At 38.6% G+C, this 20,238-nt stretch carries 19 protein-coding genes; 16 read left to right on the top strand and 3 right to left on the bottom strand.

What is annotated here, in order from left to right; genetic code table 11:
- The first annotated feature begins 167 nt into the window (after positions 1 to 167).
- Positions 168 to 1,082 carry a DUF6807 family protein gene (locus VKY50_RS09470; RefSeq protein WP_324301204.1) on the top strand — a complete coding sequence of 305 codons (915 nt, stop codon included), beginning with the start codon at positions 168 to 170 and terminating at the stop codon, positions 1,080 to 1,082.
- Positions 1,083 to 1,096: 14 nt separating this feature from the next.
- On the opposite strand, the gene VKY50_RS09465 is transcribed toward VKY50_RS09470, so the two are convergent.
- From VKY50_RS09465 to guaA, 3 genes are all read right to left on the bottom strand, one after another.
- Positions 1,097 to 1,501 (bottom strand): OsmC family protein, encoded by a 405-nt coding sequence (locus tag VKY50_RS09465; protein WP_324301202.1) that lies wholly within the window; start codon positions 1,499 to 1,501, stop codon positions 1,097 to 1,099.
- Complete coding sequence (locus VKY50_RS09460) at positions 1,458 to 3,416, bottom strand: amino acid ABC transporter substrate-binding protein (RefSeq protein ID WP_324301200.1); 1,959 nt, start codon at positions 3,414 to 3,416, stop codon at positions 1,458 to 1,460. The genes VKY50_RS09465 and VKY50_RS09460 overlap by 44 nt, the downstream gene beginning before the upstream one ends.
- 76 nt (positions 3,417 to 3,492) lie before the next feature.
- The gene (guaA, locus tag VKY50_RS09455; protein WP_324301198.1) at positions 3,493 to 5,022 is read right to left on the bottom strand and encodes a glutamine-hydrolyzing GMP synthase; all 1,530 of its coding nucleotides are present in this window, start codon (positions 5,020 to 5,022) and stop codon (positions 3,493 to 3,495) included.
- Positions 5,023 to 5,259: 237 nt separating this feature from the next.
- On the opposite strand from guaA, the gene VKY50_RS09450 reads away from it, so the two are divergent.
- The 15 genes from VKY50_RS09450 to VKY50_RS09380 all read left to right on the top strand — a co-directional run bounded on the left by VKY50_RS09450 (position 5,260) and on the right by VKY50_RS09380 (position 20,185).
- Positions 5,260 to 6,192, top strand: a complete 933-nt coding sequence (locus tag VKY50_RS09450) for a sugar phosphate isomerase/epimerase family protein (RefSeq protein ID WP_324301196.1) — start codon at positions 5,260 to 5,262, stop codon at positions 6,190 to 6,192.
- 169 nt (positions 6,193 to 6,361) lie between these two features.
- On the top strand, positions 6,362 to 7,006 hold the full coding sequence (locus VKY50_RS09445) for a DUF4159 domain-containing protein (protein ID WP_324301195.1): 645 nt from the start codon (positions 6,362 to 6,364) through the stop codon (positions 7,004 to 7,006).
- Positions 7,007 to 7,009: 3 nt separating this feature from the next.
- On the top strand, positions 7,010 to 7,531 hold the full coding sequence (locus VKY50_RS09440; RefSeq protein ID WP_324301193.1) for a TrmH family RNA methyltransferase: 522 nt from the start codon (positions 7,010 to 7,012) through the stop codon (positions 7,529 to 7,531).
- 129 nt (positions 7,532 to 7,660) lie between these two features.
- Positions 7,661 to 8,836: a THUMP-like domain-containing protein gene (locus VKY50_RS09435; RefSeq protein ID WP_324301190.1), complete on the top strand. Its 1,176-nt coding sequence runs from the start codon at positions 7,661 to 7,663 to the stop codon at positions 8,834 to 8,836.
- A 75-nt stretch (positions 8,837 to 8,911) separates the two neighbouring features.
- Positions 8,912 to 9,976, top strand: coding sequence for a LacI family DNA-binding transcriptional regulator (locus VKY50_RS09430; protein ID WP_324301189.1), 1,065 nt, complete (start codon positions 8,912 to 8,914; stop codon positions 9,974 to 9,976).
- Positions 9,977 to 10,183: 207 nt separating this feature from the next.
- A complete protein-coding gene (locus VKY50_RS09425) occupies positions 10,184 to 11,563 on the top strand; it encodes a 3-keto-disaccharide hydrolase (RefSeq protein WP_324301187.1) in 1,380 nt (459 codons plus the stop codon).
- A 6-nt stretch (positions 11,564 to 11,569) separates the two neighbouring features.
- Positions 11,570 to 12,910 carry a Gfo/Idh/MocA family protein gene (locus VKY50_RS09420; protein ID WP_324301185.1) on the top strand — a complete coding sequence of 447 codons (1,341 nt, stop codon included), beginning with the start codon at positions 11,570 to 11,572 and terminating at the stop codon, positions 12,908 to 12,910.
- A 14-nt stretch (positions 12,911 to 12,924) separates the two neighbouring features.
- Positions 12,925 to 13,269 (top strand): cupin domain-containing protein, encoded by a 345-nt coding sequence (locus VKY50_RS09415; protein WP_324301182.1) that lies wholly within the window; start codon positions 12,925 to 12,927, stop codon positions 13,267 to 13,269.
- 4 nt (positions 13,270 to 13,273) lie between these two features.
- Positions 13,274 to 14,077 carry an SDR family oxidoreductase gene (locus VKY50_RS09410; RefSeq protein WP_324301180.1) on the top strand — a complete coding sequence of 268 codons (804 nt, stop codon included), beginning with the start codon at positions 13,274 to 13,276 and terminating at the stop codon, positions 14,075 to 14,077.
- A gap of 10 nt (positions 14,078 to 14,087) precedes the next feature.
- On the top strand, positions 14,088 to 15,293 hold the full coding sequence (uxuA, locus tag VKY50_RS09405; RefSeq protein ID WP_324301178.1) for a mannonate dehydratase: 1,206 nt from the start codon (positions 14,088 to 14,090) through the stop codon (positions 15,291 to 15,293).
- Positions 15,294 to 15,425: 132 nt separating this feature from the next.
- Positions 15,426 to 16,262, top strand: coding sequence for a 5-dehydro-4-deoxy-D-glucuronate isomerase (gene kduI / locus VKY50_RS09400; RefSeq protein WP_324301176.1), 837 nt, complete (start codon positions 15,426 to 15,428; stop codon positions 16,260 to 16,262).
- 7 nt (positions 16,263 to 16,269) lie between these two features.
- Positions 16,270 to 17,055: a gluconate 5-dehydrogenase gene (locus VKY50_RS09395; protein ID WP_324301174.1), complete on the top strand. Its 786-nt coding sequence runs from the start codon at positions 16,270 to 16,272 to the stop codon at positions 17,053 to 17,055.
- Entirely contained in the window at positions 17,055 to 18,461 is a 1,407-nt protein-coding gene (gene uxaC / locus VKY50_RS09390; protein ID WP_324301172.1) for a glucuronate isomerase, read from the top strand. Before VKY50_RS09395 ends, uxaC begins: the two co-directional genes overlap by 1 nt.
- A gap of 23 nt (positions 18,462 to 18,484) precedes the next feature.
- On the top strand, positions 18,485 to 19,495 hold the full coding sequence (locus tag VKY50_RS09385; RefSeq protein WP_324301170.1) for a sugar kinase: 1,011 nt from the start codon (positions 18,485 to 18,487) through the stop codon (positions 19,493 to 19,495).
- 21 nt (positions 19,496 to 19,516) lie between these two features.
- Positions 19,517 to 20,185: a bifunctional 4-hydroxy-2-oxoglutarate aldolase/2-dehydro-3-deoxy-phosphogluconate aldolase gene (locus VKY50_RS09380; RefSeq protein WP_324301168.1), complete on the top strand. Its 669-nt coding sequence runs from the start codon at positions 19,517 to 19,519 to the stop codon at positions 20,183 to 20,185.
- The last annotated feature ends 53 nt before the right edge of the window (positions 20,186 to 20,238 follow it).

Here is a 20,238-nt window from a genome sequence, read left to right as displayed (position 1 = left end):
CAAATCCCAAAATGATACAGGGTTACTCAAAAATAATCAAATTTCAACTCTAGAATGAGGTTTAGAAAAGTTTTAAAGATAAGTATCTTTAAAATTTTTCTCCTTTAACCTATAAAATTATAGGAAAAGTTTAACTTCATGCAGCTGTTTAATCATACCAAAATAAAATGAAGACAACACTAGTTACTATTTCATGTTTTGTATTATCTATTTATGGATGGGCTCAAGGGTTTGAGTCGCAAAACACCCCACAAGGTGTTTTAATAACTGAATATGGTCAAAAAGTTTTATTTTATCAAAAAGAGACCACATCCCTAGATGGACGGTATCCTCGTGCCAATTACATTCACCCGCTATACGATTTACAAGGCAAAGTTATAACAGAGGATTTCCCTGAAGATCACAAACATCATCGTGGGATCTTCTGGACATGGCACCAAGTGGTGGTTAATGGGCAACCAATGGGCGATGCTTGGGAGTGTAAAGATTTCTCATGGGATGTAAAAGACGTCATCGCGGACCAAGTAGGCGAAAATCTGCAACTTCAAATTAAAACACATTGGGGTTCACCGCATTATAAACCTAATGGACAAGAACTCCCTTTTGTGGAAGAATACACTAAAATCACGATATACCCAAGGGATGACAACTATAGGATGATAGACTTTGAAATTGCGTTAACAGCCTTGGCTCAGAATGTTCAAATTGGAGGATCAAATGACGTAAAAGGTTACGGTGGATTCTCTACTCGTTTTAAACTTCCCTCTGATATTAAATTCACCTCTTTGGGTAAAACTATCCTTCCTAAAAACGAAGCTGTTCAAGCGGGGCGTGGGATGCAAATCAATGGAAGGATAAATGCTGATCAAAACCTAGGGGTGCTTGTTGTGGCAAGTAAATCAAATCCAATTCCTAATAACTTATGGATTCTTCGCTCAGAAAACAGCATGCAAAATCCTGTTTACCCTGGGGCTGAATTAATTCCTATCTCCAGGACTACTCCAACAATCCTAAAGTACCGAATAGTTATTTACAACAGTCAACCGAGTAAACAAGAACTAGATTTATGGCAGGAATTTTAAACCCTTTTAAAGGATTATCGCCAATTAAATTGAATATCCTTTTTAATATCTGGATGTAAACTATAATATACCGGGCAGGTCAACGCGGCATTTTCTAAGATTTTTCGATGTTTTGGCCCAACAACACTAGGAAAATCAAAAATCACCTTGATTTCTGAAATTCTTCGCGGATTAGTATCCATAATTTTCGTTACGGTAGCAGTGGTATCCGTAAGATCAACATCGAGATCATTTGCCTTGATACCCATTATGGTCATCATACAACTGGCAAGCGCTGTCGCAACGGTATCTGTTGGAGAAAAAGCTTCTCCTTTTCCATTGTTATCAACGGGTGCATCTGTAATAAATGAATTACTGCTTTTTATGTGAACACATTTAGTTCTGAGTGCTCCCAAGTAGGTCACTATCGAGGTCGACATTTTTTTCTGCATCTTTAATTTCTAAATTTTCGTATTTGACAATATACACGGCTTGGTTGATATACCCGCCAGAGGGCACCTGTACATAATCAAATTTATTTTCAAGGTATTCTGTTTCACTTACCTTAGAAGCCACTAAACTGAGGTTCTTATTGTAGGAAAGCCGAAGAATAACATCCATTGTTAAGTCAAACCCTCTTGTAGCGTATCGATTTGGAGTGATTCCGTATTTTTCTTCATACGCTAGACTAAACGCTCCTTCAAAATTGGACATCTTATCCATGGAAGGAAAGTGAAATTGCAAATTTGACAAGTGCATATTGGAAATATTACCACTATCATAAGCACTTCCTCTGAAGGTTGTTAACAATACAATATCATGTTCTTGATTCTTTGCTGAATTTACAACTCCAGTTATATTAGTCAGCAATGGAATACTGTTAGTTTCTACAATCACCCAATTTTGCTTCTCTGCTGAAAGGAATGGATTTATCTCATCTAATCGAATGAACTTATCCTCTATTGGATTTATAATTTTTGCACCAGGAAAAATACTTTGAAGTTTTGTTTTAATGGCGGCACTCTTTAGATCTGCGATTATGATCACATTTTTACCAATACCATAATCTCTAAGATACGCATACATCCGTTCTCTGAGTAGGTTATCTGCTGGTAGTGTTTGGAAAACATTTGGACCTAGGTTAATTCCTTTATTAGAAAAAGGAGAGAAAATCGGCGTTTGAGAGGCTCCTAAATAAGTAGTCAATCTATTGAAACCAACAGGTAATATTGGTCCAATTACAGCATCGGAACCTACTAAATCCCCACTGGTTGCTATTTGATTTACTCTTCCAGCATCTGCCTGACTGTCAAACACATTGACATCAACAGTAAGTCCCAATTGTTTTGCTGAGTCTATCGCCATTAGAGCACCTGTATAAAAATCAAGAGCAATGCCCATCAAACGGTCTTTAGTGATTTTATCTTTGCTATTATTGAGATCCTCAAAATCTAAACTATTAAGTTTAAAAGGTAATACCAAGGATAATCGTGTGGTTTGATTGTAATTTAAACTGTCCAATAAAGAAAACCGTTCCACCAATTGGCCATCATTAACCGCCATATCACCAGTTTTTTCCTTGGGCAATTTTAAGACCATCCCTACCTTTAAGCCATCTTCTCTAACTTCAGGGTTTAGGTTTTCGATCTCCTGTTGAGTAACACCTAGTTTCACCTTTAACCTATAGAATCCTTCTTTTGGCAATACTGTATAATAATTGTATTGCTCTATCTGAACGGGAGTCTTTTCATTACCAGCAACAAAAGGAACCCACAGCGTGTCCCCTGGTTTTAATACCTCTTGCATTCCAGGATTTAAAACCTTTAAAGAATCTACCGTGATCCCATGCTCATAAGCGATTCTCCAAGGCCCTTCTTTAGGGGAGACTACATAGGGAAGTAAATCAGATCTGTCAAATTCACCTTCGGTAATCACCGTGGAATATACTGGTATTCTTATCTTTTGATTTCTATCTAATTGCTGACTGTATAATTCTTTATTGTATCGCTTAATATCCTCTATACTGACATTGTATTGTTTAGAAATCCCGTAAAGCGTTTCTTTTCGACTTACCTTATGAGTGATAAAACGTGTTACTTCTCCAGGTTGTCCAGTTTGAGGCTGATCACCTGTAGTTTGCTGTTCTGCTAGTGGGACAATAAGAATAGTGTTCGCCTTTACTCCATTTTTCACCTCTGGGTTTAAATTTAAAATGGAATAGGGTGTTACGCTATAATGCTTGGCAATACTTTCTAGGGTTTCACCTGGTTTAACTGCGTGTGTCTCATATTTTTGGGCATGTAGACTCACACAACTAAAAAAAAATATGGCAAAAACTATTTTATTAATATTCATATAAATTGGTTTCTATTTTGTGTTAACAACCGTGGTGTCACAGCAGGGAAATCCAAAAGTACAAATGTTTTTGTTATTACTCCCACTCTATAGTTGCCGGTGGTTTAGAGCTAATATCGTATACTACTCTATTAACGCCTTTTACCTTATTTATTATATCATTAGATACTTTTTGTAAAAATTCATAAGGTAAATTTACCCAGTCAGCTGTCATTCCGTCTGTACTCTCTACAGCTCTAAGGGCAACACACTTTTCATAGGTGCGTTCATCGCCCATAACACCCACAGAATTAACAGGCAATAATATCGCTCCTGCTTGCCATACTTTATCATAAAGGCCTGCATTTCGAAGTCCGTTTATAAATATGGCATCAACCTCTTGCAATATACGTACTTTTTCAGCAGTAATATCTCCAAGAATTCGGATGGCCAAACCAGGGCCAGGAAATGGATGTCTTCCCAATAATTCTGGATTGATCCCCATAGAGGCACCTACCCGCCGAACTTCATCTTTAAATAACATTCTCAAAGGCTCTACAATCTTTAACTTCATAAAGTCTGGAAGACCTCCTACATTATGGTGACTTTTGATCGTGGCTGAAGGACCATTCACTGAAATAGACTCGATTACATCGGGATAAATGGTTCCTTGTCCCAACCATTTCACATCGTTAATCTCATGAGCCTCATCATCAAACACTTCTATAAAAACTTTTCCGATAGCCTTTCGCTTAAGTTCAGGATCAGACTGCCCTTCCAATTCTTTCAAAAATCGTGCAGAGGCATCTACCCCTTTAACATTCAGTCCCATCCCTTCGTACTGCTTGAGTACGGTTTCGAATTCATTTTTTCGCAGCAGCCCATTATTGACAAAAATACAATACAAGTTATCTCCTATCGCTTTATTTAACAATACTGCAGCAACAGTAGAATCCACCCCACCAGAGAGTCCAAGGACAACTCTGTCATTTCCGACTTTTGCTTTCAACTCTGCTACTGTCATATCAACAAAGTTATCAGGGGTCCAACTCTGAGCAACGCCAGCAATTTTAACCAAGAAGTTTTCTAAAAGCTGTTTACCATCTGTGGTATGATACACCTCAGGGTGGAATTGAATGGCATAGGTCTTTTCTCCTTCTATCTTATAGGCAGCAAACTGAACATCCTCAGTACTTGCTAGTTTTATACCGTTCTCTGGTAATTTTTTAATTGAATCACTATGGCTCATCCAGACTTGACTACCTGTTTGAATGCCTTGAAAGAAAACTTCATTTTCTACAATAAAAGAAAGTTTAGCACGCCCGTATTCTCTGGTATCAGAAGGCGCTACTTCTCCCCCGCTAAATTGAGCGATATACTGTGCTCCATAGCAGACCGCTAGGGTTGGTATCTTCCCTCTTATTTGAGACAAATCAGGGTGCGGAGCTTCCTTGGAACGCACTGAAAATGGGCTACCAGAAAGAATCACCGCTTTGTACTGTGAAATGTCTTTTGGAGGATTGTTGAATGGATAAATTTCGCAGAAGATATTTAATTCTCTAACGCGTCTTGCGATGAGTTGCGTAAACTGCGAACCGAAGTCTAAAATGAGTACGTTGTTTTGCATGCGCAAAAATACTATTTAATAAGAAATTCGAAAGCCTTAAAACGAGTATTTTTTCAACATTCAATTCTTTAGAATGTTTACAAGTTACTCGTAGTTCATTTGGTGCATAAATTTTGGCCTGACTACAGATTTATACAGTGCAAAATAAACAACGAGCTAAATTAAATGCTACGGCTTTGCTTTAGTGTGCTTCAATTTCCCTACTTTTGAAAGTACTAACTATTATCCAATTTCAACATGAAAAAAACAATTCTAAAAAATCTTACAGCCATCGCCATGGTGTTGGCTATCACAACTGTTATATCTTGTAAGGAGAAAACAGAAAAAAAATCCGAAACTACGGTAACTACAACCCAACAGACCACCCCATCAACACAAGATCAATTTGGTGGCATTGCACTATACACCTTACGCGAAGATATGGGTAAGGATGTGGATGGCACCTTGGAAGAGGTAGCCAAAGCTGGGTATAAAAACCTTGAAGCTGCCGGATACAAAGATGGGAAATACTATGGGATGAGTCCTGAAGATTTTAAAAAACTTGCAGCCTCAAAAGGGTTGTCCTTGATCAGTACCCACCAATCCAGTGCTACACTGGATAATGCGGATCAAGAAATCGCAGCAGCAAAGGCTGCAGGCTTTAAGTATTTCGTGATTCCAGTTCCACCAATGGGCCATTTTAAGTTCAACACCCAGACGCAAACTATGGGAATGGATCCTGATTTGGATTTTGTAGTGGATTTTTTAAATACAGTAGGTAAAAAATGTGCTGACGCTGGTTTACAACTACTCTACCACAACCACGATTTTGAATTCATGCCGAATGAAAACGACATTGTACCAATTGAATATTTTCTTGAAAACACCGATCCAAAATATGTCAATTTTCAAATGGATCTCTTTTGGGTAACCAAAGCAGGTGCGGATCCTGTTGCTTATTTTGAGGAATACCCAGGCCGTTTCAAACTATGGCATGTGAAGGACATGGACGAAGAAGGAAAATTTGCTCCAGTGGGTGAAGGAACTATTGATTTTGAAAGAATTCTAGCCAAAAAGGAACTATCTGGCATGGAGTATTACATGGTTGAGCAAGATATGACTTTTAATGAAACTCCGATTGAGGCCATCAATATAAGCCACAAAGGTCTTAAAGAAATTGGATTCAAATAAATAAAAGGCGAACTAAAAATTATTAAAAGGATGATAGGAATTGGTTTCTATCATCTTTTTTGTTTTATTCCATTAGGGATTTAAACAATATCAATTTAGCACTAAATTGATTATTTACAATGATTTAACCCCTTTTAAAAATTATGTAAATTTGCTTCAAATCGCATCCATGAAAAACACCTTAATATTCGGTCTTCTTATTTTTCTAACTGCCCAGCTACAAGGCCAACAGATCGCAATTCTAAAATATCGTGGCGGAGGTGATTGGTACGCTAATCCAACTTCCCTAGAAAATCTTATTGCATTTTGCAATACGGAAATTGGCAGCAGCATGGATCCCAAGCCAGCTACAGTAGCGCCAGGTAGTAGCGATCTATTTCAATACCCCTTTATTCATATGACTGGCCATGGTAATGTGCACTTTAATGCCCAGGAGGCCAAAAACCTACAACAATACTTATTATCTGGCGGCTTTTTACATGTCGACGACAATTATGGAATGTTTGATTATTTCAAAAAGCAGCTTCCAAAGATATTTCCAGACAATCAACTTGTAGAACTACCAGCTACCCACCCCATATTTCGTGAACCCTTTGACTTTCCTAATGGACTTCCAAAAATCCACGAGCACGATGGAAAAAGACCGCAAGCTTTTGGTATTATAAACAACAATCGCCTGGTGTTGTTATTTACATTTGAATCAGATCTAGGGGATGGCTGGGAGAATCAACAAGTACATAACGACCCAGAAGAAATCCGCATAAAAGCCTTAAAAATGGGGGCTAACATCATTTCTTATGTGTTTAAAAACTAAAAAATGGAGCAACAACAACTCACGCATCATCATATTGCATTTACCCCCAAACAACATCCAATTACACTAGTTTGTGATCAACTCACTGGTGCGGCCAATATTGGATCCATATTTCGATTAGCCGATGCTTTTGGTGTTCAAAAGATTTATTTCTTACAATCGGAATTCGAATTTAATCGAAGAACTGAGAAGACCTCGCGATCAACACATAAATATGTAGCATATGAGTTTATCCCTACCTTGGAACAATTACCATTTATAAAGAATCTAAAAGAAAGTAACACCATAGCCTTAGAGATAACCAATACCAGTAAGGCTATTCAAAAGCTAAACATTCTACCAGAACTTCCAACCTATTTATTTATCGGAAACGAAAATTATGGGGTAAGTGCTAGTGCATTGAATGTAGTAGAACAAAGTTATCACATCCCTATGTTTGGTAAGAACAGCAGTATGAATATCGCTCAAGCTACCAGTATTGCACTTTACGAACTCACCAATTTATACCAAGAATATGCCCCCTAATTCTAAAAGGTAGCAGGATAAAAAAACGTAAAAAAGTGGCGTAAAAAGAATGAGTAAAAGGATTTAAACCACCAAAATATAACCGAACCGATTATAAATAAACAAACTTAATTTAGTTATAGTATTGCTTTGAATAAAGATGTATTAAATACTGGGGTACAGAAATTTATAAACGAAAATTTAAGAACTGACATTTCGTCACTTTTACTTAAACACCCAGAAATCGAAGGCGTGGACACTAAAATTATAGCTGAGCAAATTCAAGCTAAATTAAAGTCCAAAAAAAAGCTGCCAACGTGGTTTAAAACTCCTAGTATTTACTACCCGACAAAATTAAGCATAGAACAGACCTCCTCAGAAAATACAGCGCTATATAAGAGCAGTTTAATTCAAGGTAATACCCTTTTCGATCTCACTGGAGGTTTTGGGGTGGACTCCTACTACTTTGCTAAGTATTTTAAGGAGGTTATCCATTGTGAGATCAATCATGAGCTATCACAAATTGCGCAGCACAATTTTAAAGTGCTAAAGCAGCATAATATTAGTTGCCAAGCTGTAGACGGAATGAAGTTTTTAGAGCATGCGAATAAGGCTGACTGTATTTACCTAGACCCCTCAAGAAGGGATCACACTAAAAAGAAGGTATTCTTGCTGCAAGATTGCACTCCTGATATTACTGAATTACACGAGCGATTGTTAAAGAAAGCCTCCACAGTACTGGTTAAAGTATCCCCTCTTGTGGATATAAGTAAGGCCATCGCAGATGTACCCAATATCAATGAAATCCATATAGTAGCTGTAGATAATCAGGTTAAAGAGATGTTACTTCTAATCTCAAGCAGAACTTCAAACACCAAAATTAAAGCTGTTAATATTAAAGACAATACGATCGATGAATTTATCTTCGAATACACCCAAGAGCAACAAATACAAGCAATATACAGCCAACCCCTGACCTATTTATATGAACCAAATTCAGCCATTCTAAAAAGTGGAGGCTTTCATATGGTATCGGTGCACTACAATCTAAAAAAATTGCATGCAAGCACTCATTTATACACCAGTGACAGCGCAATCGAATTTCCAGGAAGACGATTTTTAATAAAGCAGGTTCTACCATATAATAAACAAGGCCTAAAGAAGTTAAAAGCGCTAGATAAAGCCAATATCACTACCAGAAACTTCCCTTTGAAAGTGGATAAACTCAGATCGCAACTTAAAATTAAAGATGGTGGTACCGATTATGTGTTTTTCTGCACCGATTCAACAGGCGCTAAAATTGCTGTTATAACCGAGAAAATATAGAAGTGTTAAATTAGCGTGTACGTACCTTATTTTTAAATTTAATTGTATATTTGGTAAGCAATCAAAACCAAAACATTGACAATTAAAGAAATAGCCAAACTAGCCAATGTATCCTTAGGCACAGTTGATCGGGTGATTCACAAAAGAGGAAAAGTTTCCAAGCAAACGGAAAAAAAGATCCTAGAGATCATTGAAAAAGTGAATTACACGCCAAATATCTATGCGCGTGGCTTAGTATTGAATAAACAATATCGCATTTATGCCCTAGTTCCACAATTTAGCCAAGGACAATACTGGGAAATGCCTGTTAAAGGTATGCAAAGTGCTGCTACGAATCTGCATCAATTTGGCATTAAATTAGAACTACTATACTTTGATCAAAACGCTATCGCCTCCTTTAATAATGCAGCTGATGAACTTTTAAAGGATGAACCAGATGGGGTTATTTTAGCCCCTGTTATTAACTTCGAGGCTTTAAAATTAACTAAAAAACTAAAGGAAGCCAACATCCCTTTTGTTCTTATTGATTCCCTGATTCAAAATAGTGAACCCTTAAGTTTTATTGGGCAGGATGCTTTTCAAAGTGGTAGACTTGCAGCCAAGTTATTATGCACGGAGATCAACTTAAAAGGATCGATTTCTATTATTTCGATTAAGAATAATGAAAATTACAACAGCACCTTACAGCAAAGAATTGAAGGTTTTAAGGATTACATCACCAATAGTGACTTTATGGATCAAATATCCTTAAATGAGTCACATATTCAAGTTGGATCACTTGATATGCAAAAGGCCATAGAAAAAGCCGTCGGCTTAAAGGGCACCACTGCTGGAGTATTTGTTCCTAGCTCCATGATCCACTATGTGGCTGCTTTTATCGATCAACGGGCAGAAGAGTTTTCAAATTTAAAAATGGTTGGAAATGACCTTATTCCTAACAATATTAAGTACTTAGAAAAAGGGACCATTAACTATCTTATCGGACAACGACCCGAGAATCAAGGATACTTTGCCCTGTCGAGCTTTTATAAACATTTGGTATTAGGTCAAGCGGTTGCCGAGGATATTTATCTTCCCCTGGATATCATAACCCAAGAAAATCTAAAATATTACCGTAATAACTTTCAGTACAACTTTTGATTAATTAACCAACCATGAATGAAATACTTAACTACCTTGCTATAAATAATTTAACATTGTCTAGTATATTTTGTAAAATGTACAAACTAGATTTGAGAACCCATTAGGGGTAAGGTTAGAAAAACCAAGAGAATCAGAATTTAGAATAAAACGTGTACGTACACACATCCATATAGAAAAGAATAATCCTGCTAATAATATAAAAACATGAAAACTACAGTAAAGAACATCAAACTACGCAGTCTTAGTATTTGTACCCTTGCTCTTCTAGGGTCTTGTGAACCTCAGAGTGACCCTATACCTTGGGAACCTTTATTCAATGGAAAGGACCTAAGTGGATGGACTCAAATCGGTGGAAAGGCAAACTACAGAGTCGAAAATGAATCCATCATTGGGGCTACTGTACATAATACACCAAATTCATTTATGGCTACCGAAAAAATGTATGATGATTTTATATTAGAATTAGAATACAAAGTAGACTCGACAATGAATTCTGGAATTCAAATTCGCAGCAATAGTACTCCGACCTATCAAAATGGACGTGTTCATGGATATCAAATTGAAATTGATCCCTCTGATCGTGCTTGGAGTGCTGGAATTTATGATGAAGCACGTCGTGGTTGGCTTGTCCCACTTACAGATAACAAGGCCGCACAAGATGCCTTTAAACAAGGACAATGGAACCATTACAGGATCGAAGCCATTGGAGATACCATTAAAACATGGATCAACGATGTCCCCGCTTCCTTTCTAATTGATGACAAAACTAGTTCAGGTTTTATTGCTCTTCAAGTTCATAGCATTGGAAAAGATGCCAAAGAGGGCACAGAAATTCACTGGCGAAATATCAATATTCTTACAGATAGCCTTCAAAAATACACAAGAAAAAGCCCATTAACTCCGGTTGGAACTAAAAACCGATTGACCATTAGCGAACAAAACGATGGTTGGGAATTACTTTGGGATGGTACATCTACCAAGGGATGGAGAGGCGCTAAATTGGAAAGTTTTCCTGAGCAAGGTTGGGTTATTGAAAATGGTGAGTTAACCGTTCTGGAGAGCGAAGGTAAAGAATCTGCTGCTGGTGGTGATATCGTCACAGTAGAAACATACGGGGATTTTGAGCTTAAAGTAGATTTTAAAATAACCAAAGGCGCGAACAGCGGTATTAAATACTATGTGGATACCGACCTTAATAAAGGAACTGGTTCCGCTATTGGATTGGAGTATCAAATCTTAGATGACCTCAGACATCCAGATGCAAAATTGGGGAATCACCAAGGTAGTAGGACGCTCGCTTCATTATACGATTTAATCAAAGCTGATCCACGCAAACCAGCCAATGAAATAGGAAGCTGGAATACGGCTTATATTGTATCCAAAGATGGTAAAGTGGAGCACTGGCTCAATGGAATGAAAGTTCTAGAATTTGATCGCTTTAGTGAAGAGTTTCAAAAGTTGGTTGCGGAGAGTAAATACAAAGACTGGCCAGATTTTGGTGTCTTAGAAACTGGAAATATACTTTTACAAGACCACGGCAATAGAGTGTCTTTTAAAAATATCAAAATCAAAACATCAAAATAATATACCATGACAAATAGAAGGAAATTCATAAAAAACACCATTTTAGGTAGTACAGCAGTGGCCCTTGGTGGATCTGCCATGGCCATGCCAGCAAGTAGTTACAGAAATATCATAGGTGCAAACGATCGTTTAAATGTGGCTATTGCAGGTTTAGGAAGACGTGTCGGCGCTTTCTACGAGCCGATTGCTCGCAAACAAAGCAATGTCCGTCTTAGTTATTTATGCGATGTTATGGAGCATCAAAGAACAAGAGCCATGGAAAATGTCTCTAAATTGCTGGATTACAAGCCAACTCCAGAGAATGATATTAGGAAGGTGATTGATGATAAGAAGGTAGATGTTCTTATTAACGCTACACCAGATCATTGGCATACCCCAGGTTCGATTATGGCGCTTAAAGGAGGAAAGCACGTTTATGTTGAAAAGCCTTCAAGCCACAATATGAATGAAAATGAACTATTAGTGGAAGCAGCCAAAAAATATGATAAAGTAGTTCAAATGGGAAATCAACAGCGATCTGCCCCACATACGATAGAGATCATTAATGAAATTCATCATGGCTTAATTGGTAATGCTTATAAAGCACTTGCATTCTATAGCAATTCTAGAGGTGAAGTCCCCAAACAACAAAAAGCACCTATTCCTACGGGGCTGGATTGGGAATTATGGCAAGGACCTGCAATCCATCGTGAGTATACTTCAGAAACTTGGGATTACAATTGGCACTGGTATGGTTGGAATTATGGAACCGCTGAGGCCGGAAATAATGCGACACATGAGCTGGATATTGCACGTTGGGCATTGGATGTTCATTATCCGAACTACGCCTTTGTCAAGGCGGACAAACGTCATTTTGTAGATGATGGCTGGGAAATGTATGATTCCATTCTAGCAACCTTTGAATTTCCGGAAAAGAAGGTGATCCAATGGGATGGACAAAGTAGAAATGGCTATCAGACCTATGGCGCAGGACGTGGAACGATCATTTATGGTACCGAAGGAAGTGTTTTTGTCGATCGAGGAAGATATGTGGTTTACGACCGTTATGGCAAAATTGTTAAAGAATACAATGCTGCAAATTCAGAATCAGGAACTGCTCTAGGGGGTGGCGGTGACATTTCTACAGATCATATGGTGAACTTCTTTGAAACCATCCGTGGAAAACAAAAGTTAAATGCACCCATAGATGATGCTAACATCAGCATGGCCTTAGTTCACTATACCAACATCGCTTATAGAATAGGCAAAGGATTTAAAGTAGATCAAAACACTGGGCGATTCCAAGACCCTGCTGCCATGAAACTTTGGGGAAGAACCTACCAAGAAGGCTGGGAACCAACCATATAACAGATAATAGATTTATGAATAAGAATACAGCCTTTTTTTTAACAAACAAAAATGACTGGGAAACCGTATCAGAAGGCATAAGCAGACAAATAACAGGGTATAACGACCAAATTATGATGGTTAAGGTAAGATTTGAAAAAGGGGCAGTAGGGGTGTCGCACCACCACCCCCATACCCAAAGTTCATACGTGGTTTCAGGCGTGTTTGAAATTACTATAGATGGTCACAAACAGCGTCTTGAGGCCGGGGACACTTTTTTGGTAGCTCCTGAACTTGTCCACGAAGCCGTTTGCATTGAGGCTGGGGTACTCTTGGATGTTTTTAACCCTTTACGAGAGGACTTTTTAAATAAGAAATAAACACATGAGATTAAAAGATAAAGTTGCCATTATAACAGGCGGGAATGGAGTACTAGGAGGAGCGATTGCCATGGGGTTAGCGGCTCAAGGAGTTAAAATTGCCATACTAGGAAGGACCGCACATAAAGTTGAAACTCGTGTTGCGCAAATAGAACAATCAGCAGGGCAATCCATAGCATTGATTGCTGATGTGTTAGACCAAGAAAGTCTGGAACGCGCAAATGAAACCATTTTAAAGAAATGGGGCAAAATCGACATTTTGATCAACGCCGCTGGAGGAAATCTTAAAGGTGCCACTATCGCTGATACAGACAACTTCTTTGATCTTTCCTTTGAGGATTTTGACAAAGTCACTCAATTAAACTTAAAAGGTACACTACTACCCACCTTTGTTTTTGGAAAATCCATGGCTAAGCAAAGAAAAGGAAGTATCCTCAATATTTCTTCCATGTCTGCACAACAAGCAATTACTAGGATTGTAGGGTATTCGGCTAGCAAAGCTGGAGTGGATAACTTTACAAAGTGGTTATCTGTGGAGATGGCATTAAAGTTCGGCGAAGGTATCAGGGTCAATGCCATAGCACCTGGTTTTTTTATTGGAGAACAAAACAGAGCCTTATTACTTAATGAGGATGGTAGTTTAACAGAACGAGGAAAAACCATTGTAGCCCAGACCCCTATGAAACGGTTCGGAAAACCTGAGGAGCTTCAAGGAGTTGTGAATTGGCTCGTAAGTGATCAAGCTAGTTTTGTAACGGGAGTAATTATCCCTATAGACGGAGGATTTAGCGCCTTTAGCGGAGTTTAAAAAAAATAAAATGAATACAGAAGATACAGTATTTGAAAAAACATGGCGGTGGTATGGGCCCAATGACCCTGTTAGCTTAGATGATATTAAGCAAGCTGGTGCCACCGCAGTAGTCACTGCCCTACACCATATCCCGAATGGGGAAGTTTGGCAAGTAAGTGAAATCGAGAAGCGAAAACACCTCATCGAGCAAAAAGGACTTCGCTGGGCGGTAGTGGAAAGCGTACCGGTTCATGAGTCGATTAAAATTCAAGGTAGCGATTTCCAAAAATACATCGCCAATTATAAACAAACTATCAAAAACCTTGGTCAATGTGGAATCCACATCCTGTGTTATAATTTTATGCCTGTTCTAGATTGGACACGCACGGACTTAGATTATAAACTCGAAGATGGCTCTACTGCGCTTCGTTTTGATAGAATTGCCTTTGCTGCCTTTGAGCTCTATCTTTTAAAAAGGCCCGGGGCTGAGATGGTATATACCGAGGATGAGCAAAAGCTAGCCTTAGCGTATTTAGAATCTTGCGATGCGTCACAAAAGAAGCAATTAGTCAACAATATAATCGCTGGATTACCTGGCGCTGAGGAGGGCTACACTTTAGATGATTTTAATAGCATACTTGATACCTACAAGGAGGTAGATGAGAAAAAATTAAAATCGCACTTATTTTACTTTCTTCAGCAAGTTGTTCCTGTTGCAGAGCAATCTAATGTACGCATGTGTATTCACCCAGATGACCCACCCTATCCAATTTTAGGGTTACCAAGAATAGTGAGCACTCTTGAGGACATACAAGAAATCTATCAAGCGGTAGATAGTCCAAATAATGGTTTGACTTTCTGTACAGGATCCTTTGGTGTTCGAGGCGATAATGACCTAGTTGCAATGATTAACAAACTTTCAAAACGCATTCACTTTGCACACCTAAGAAGCACCCAAAGAGATGACGCTGGAAATTTCTACGAGGCCAATCATTTAGAAGGTGATGTGGATATGTATGGCGTGGTAGAGGCACTCATAAAGGAGGTATTAAGAAGAAGGGAGCAAAATGGTCAACAAGTCAGTATTCCGATTCGCCCTGATCATGGCCATAAAATGCTCGATGATCTAAATAAAAAGACTAATCCAGGTTATTCGGCTATTGGGAGACTAAGAGGTTTGGCGGAATTACGAGGATTAGAATTTGGTATACTCAATACAATAAAAAGACAATAAACTGTATAAAATCAAACATTTTTACCAAAAAAACTATGAAACACAAATTAAATAAGAAGTTTTTTTTGATTATTGCCAATATTTGAAAAATTAATTTATATTTGTGTAATCGATTACATAAAACAAAATATTATGATGAAGATAGACTTTAGATACGCTAGCCATCCTGTGGATGCGAGAAGCTACGGAACGGATGAATTAAGATCACATTTTTTACTTGACCCCATTTTTAGTGCCGATCAAATTCACCTCACCTACTCCATGTATGATCGCTATATCGTCGGAGGAGTGATGCCCGTAAATAAAGCGCTTAAATTAGAAACCTTTGACCATTTAAAATCGTCCTATTTTTTGGAGCGAAGAGAGTTAGGTGTTATCAATGTTGGAGGATCGGGTACGGTAAAGGTGGATGGAGAAGTGTTTTCGTTAGAAAAAAAAGAAGCGCTCTATATCGCCAAGGAATCCAAAGAGGTCATCTTTGAGTCAAATGGAGATGAACAAGCCTTATTTTATATCAACTCCGCTCCTGCCCACCACAGGTTTACAACTAAAAAAGTGGGGCGAGAGGATGCTGAAATTATTAATTTGGGGGATGATAAATACGCCAATAAAAGAATTTTAAATAAATTAATTGTAAACAGCATTGTTGAGACCTGTCAATTACAAATGGGTCTCACAGAACTCCAACCTGGTAATGTTTGGAATACCATGCCTGCACATACCCACAATAGACGGATGGAGGCTTATTTTTATTTTGACCTCGAAGAAGGGCAAACCGTTTGTCACTTTATGGGTGAACCGCAACATACCAGACACATTTTTATGCAAAACCACCAAGCAGTTTTATCCCCTGAGTGGTCCATTCACTCCGGTGCTGGAACCGCAAGTTATTCCTTTATATGGGGTATGGCTGGTGAGAATTTAGATTATGGGGATATGGATGGAGTCGCCCCAAATGAATTAAAATAAATTGAAAATGAAACTATTTGATTTAAAAGGGAAACGTGCTCTTGTAACAGGAGGAACTCATGGATTAGGAATGGCTATGGCAGAAGGTTTAGCCGAAGCGGGAGCCGAATTAGTGATCAGTAGTACCACTCCTGAAAAACTTGAAAAAGCCCTTGCGCATTATCATAATAAAGGATATACCGCCTCGGGATATATCTTTGATATCACAGATGAGGAAGAAGCTGCTAGAAAAGTAAAAGAAATTAACACAAACCACGGCACCATTGACATTTTAGTCAACAATGCAGGAATCATTAAACGTGAGTTAGCCATTGATATGAAAGTGTCGGACTTTAGAAGAGTGATCGATGTTGACCTTGTTGGAGCCTTTATCATGTCACAACTTGTTGTGAAGGATATGATCGAAAAAGGCGGGGGCAAAATCATCAATATATGTTCTATGATGAGCGAGCTTGGAAGAAATAGCGTATCAGCCTATGCTGCTGCCAAAGGTGGGCTTAAAATGCTTACCCAAAATCTGGCCACCGAATGGGCTAAGTACAATATACAAGTCAATGGTATTGGTCCAGGTTATTTTGCTACCTCACAAACCGCCCCTATTCGTGTAGATGGAAATCCATTTAACGAATTTATCATTAGCCGTACACCAGCTGCGCGTTGGGGAGATCCTGAAGATCTTGCAGGTACTGCGGTATTTCTGGCCTCAGAGGCAAGTAAATTTGTCAATGGACAAGTCATTTATGTCGATGGTGGAATCCTTGCCACAATCGGAAAACCTTTAAACGAAAATTAATGAAAAACGACACCTTTATACATGAAAATTTCTTGTTGAGCAACAAGTATGCCCAGGAGTTGTATCACGATCATGCGAGCAAAATGCCAATAATTGATTACCATTGTCATTTACCTCCAAAAGAAATTGCAGAGAATAAGGTTTTTGAAAATATCACTCAAGCCTGGATCTATGGCGACCACTATAAGTGGAGAGCTATGCGAACACTCGGAATCCAGGAAAAATATATCACCGGAGGCGCAAGCGATAAAGAAAAATTTGAAAAATGGGCACAAACGGTCCCCTATACCCTTAGAAACCCTTTATATCACTGGACACAGTTGGAGCTTTCAAGGTATTTTGGAATCGATCAGTTGCTTAGTCCTAAAACTGCATCAGAGATTTATGATCAAGCTTCACTGCAGTTAAACACCACAGCCTTCAGTACGCAAGGGATCTTAAAAAAGATGAATGTCGAGGTTGTATGTACTACGGAGGATCCCACGGATTCTTTGGAATATCATAAGGAGTTAGCCACATCGGATTTCAAAACGCATATAAGCACCTCTTTCCGCCCAGATAAGGCTATTTTTATCGATCACCAAGGATTTATAGGGTATTTAAGATCTGTAGAAGAGGCTTCAGGAGTCGCCATACAAAATTATCAAAACCTAAAATATGCGCTTGTAAAACGCATAGAGTACTTTCACGAAAATGGATGTCGCGTTTCTGACCACGGCTTAAATTATATCCCTTATATATCCTACAACGAGGCGGAGGTGACCAAAATATTTAATAAAAGAATAGAGAAACAAAACTTAAGTGCCGAAGAAATCCTAAAATACCAAACGGCCTTACTTCGCTTTTTATCGCAAGAATACCATTCTCGCGGTTGGGTACAACAGTTTCATCTAGGCGCCCTGCGTAACAACAACACTAGGATGCTAAAAGAATTAGGTCCTGATACAGGTTGGGATTCCATTGCGGATTACCCACAAGCCGAAAGTCTGTCAAGGTTCTTAAATAGCCTGGATCTTGAAGATCAATTGACAAAGACCATTATCTATAACCTCAATCCTGCTGATAATGAAGTAATGGCTTCCATGATCGGGAATTTTAATGACGGATCTGTCAAAGGAAAAGTACAATTCGGATCAGGATGGTGGTTTTTAGACCAAAAGGATGGCATGACCAAACAACTAAACGCCCTTTCCAACATGGGACTGGTGAGTTGTTTTATAGGGATGTTAACGGATTCACGAAGCTTTTTATCTTTTCCAAGGCACGAGTATTTTAGGAGAGTCTTGTGTAATTTATTTGGCCAAGAAATCGAGCAAGGTGAGTTACCCAATGATATCCCGTGGATTGGACAAATCATAGAGGATATCTCGTATAACAACGCTAAAGAATACTTTAATTTTAAATAATCATTATACGCCCATAGCAAATTATGAAAAAAGTCGTTGCATTCGGTGAAGTTTTACTTCGGTTTTCTACCACAGGCCACCTTCGCATATCGCAATCCAATGCATTTAATGCGGATTATGGTGGTAGTGAACTCAATGTACTCACCTCAGCTGCAAATTTTGGAATGAACTGTGAAATGGTCACGGTTTTGCCTAATAATGACCTAGGAATGGCTGCTATAATGCAAATGCGAAAGTTTCATATAGGAACAAAGCACATCCCATTAGAAGGAGAACGTCTTGGCCTTTATTTTTTAGAAAAAGGTGCCTCTGTACGTGGAAGCAAAATTATATATGATCGAGCACACTCAAGTTTTTCACAAATTAAACCAGGGATGATTAATTGGGAAGAAGTATTTCATGATGCAGCCTGGTTTCACTGGTCTGGAATAACGGCAGGAGTTTCTCAGGGAGCTGCTGATGTATGCCTAGAGGCTATTGAGATTGCTAATAAAATGGGGTTAACCATTTCCACGGATTTTAACTACAGAGCAAATCTATGGAACTATGGCAAATCAGCTGGAGAAGTTATGGAGAAAATGGTATCGCATTGCCATATTATCCTTGCGGGGGATTACGCCTCAAGACAGTACTTTGATATCCAAGCCGAAGGAGACACAATAGATCTCTTAAATAGGTCGCTTTGTGATAAATTAAAACAACGCTTTCCAGTGGCACAAAAAATAATCATTACACATCGGGAAAACATTAGCGCTTTACACAATAAATGGAGCGCTGTGTTATTCGACGGAGAAAAATTATTGAAATCACAATCCTACGACATTACAGATATTGTAGATCGCATAGGCGCTGGTGATGGCTTTATGGGTGCTTTAATTTACGGTTTAAATCACTTTGAAGATCAGAAGGCTTTAGAGTTTGCCGTAGCGGCTTCTTGTTTAAAACATACCATTTATGGTGATGCTAATTTAGTAAGTACTAAGGAAGTCCTGGATCTAATGGAGGGTGATGCAACGGGAAGAGTACAGCGTTAGATATTTTAAAAAAAAATCAAGATGAAAACATATACTAGAATAGAAGTTCTTAATGCCATGGAAACAACAGGATTGGTTCCTTTATATTACAATCCAGATGTAGAGCTGATGTGTCAAGTGGTCGATGCATGCTACCAAGGCGGGGCACGATTATTTGAATTTACAGCGCGTGGAGCTTTGGCACATGAGGTATTTACCACCTTGGTTAAATACTGTCAAAAAAATTGTCCAAACTTGATTCTAGGGGTGGGTTCGGTAACTGACGCCGGTGCAGCTTCCCTTTATATGCAACTCGGAGCGCAATTTATTGTAACCCCAGTATTTAGAGAAGATATTGCTAGGGTATGTAATCGAAGAAAAGTATTGTGGTCCCCAGGCTGCGGTTCGCTATCTGAGATTGCTACAGCTGAGGAACTCGGATGTGATATTGTAAAGCTATTTCCAGGGGCAGTATATGGAGCTGAATTTGTAAAAGCAATAAAAGGACCTTGTCCATGGACTCGTATCATGCCTACAGGTGGGGTGGATACTTCCCAGGAAAACTTAAAATCGTGGTTCGATGCTGGAGTGAGTTGCGTTGGGTTGGGTTCTCAACTCATTACCAAAGAACTAATTAAAAATAAAGATTTTGAATCATTGAAAAAGACGGTCGATAAAACCCTCAAATTCATAGCTTCTATAAAACCCTAAGAACATCATCCACCAAAACCAATGTTAAACTAAACGTAAAGCTTTTCAAGAAT

This window comes from Galbibacter sp. (assembly GCF_035306585.1).
Lineage (GTDB): Bacteria > Bacteroidota > Bacteroidia > Flavobacteriales > Flavobacteriaceae > Galbibacter.
The sequence above is the reverse complement of the archived record's forward strand: the minus strand, read 5'-3'. Positions and strand labels throughout refer to the sequence as shown.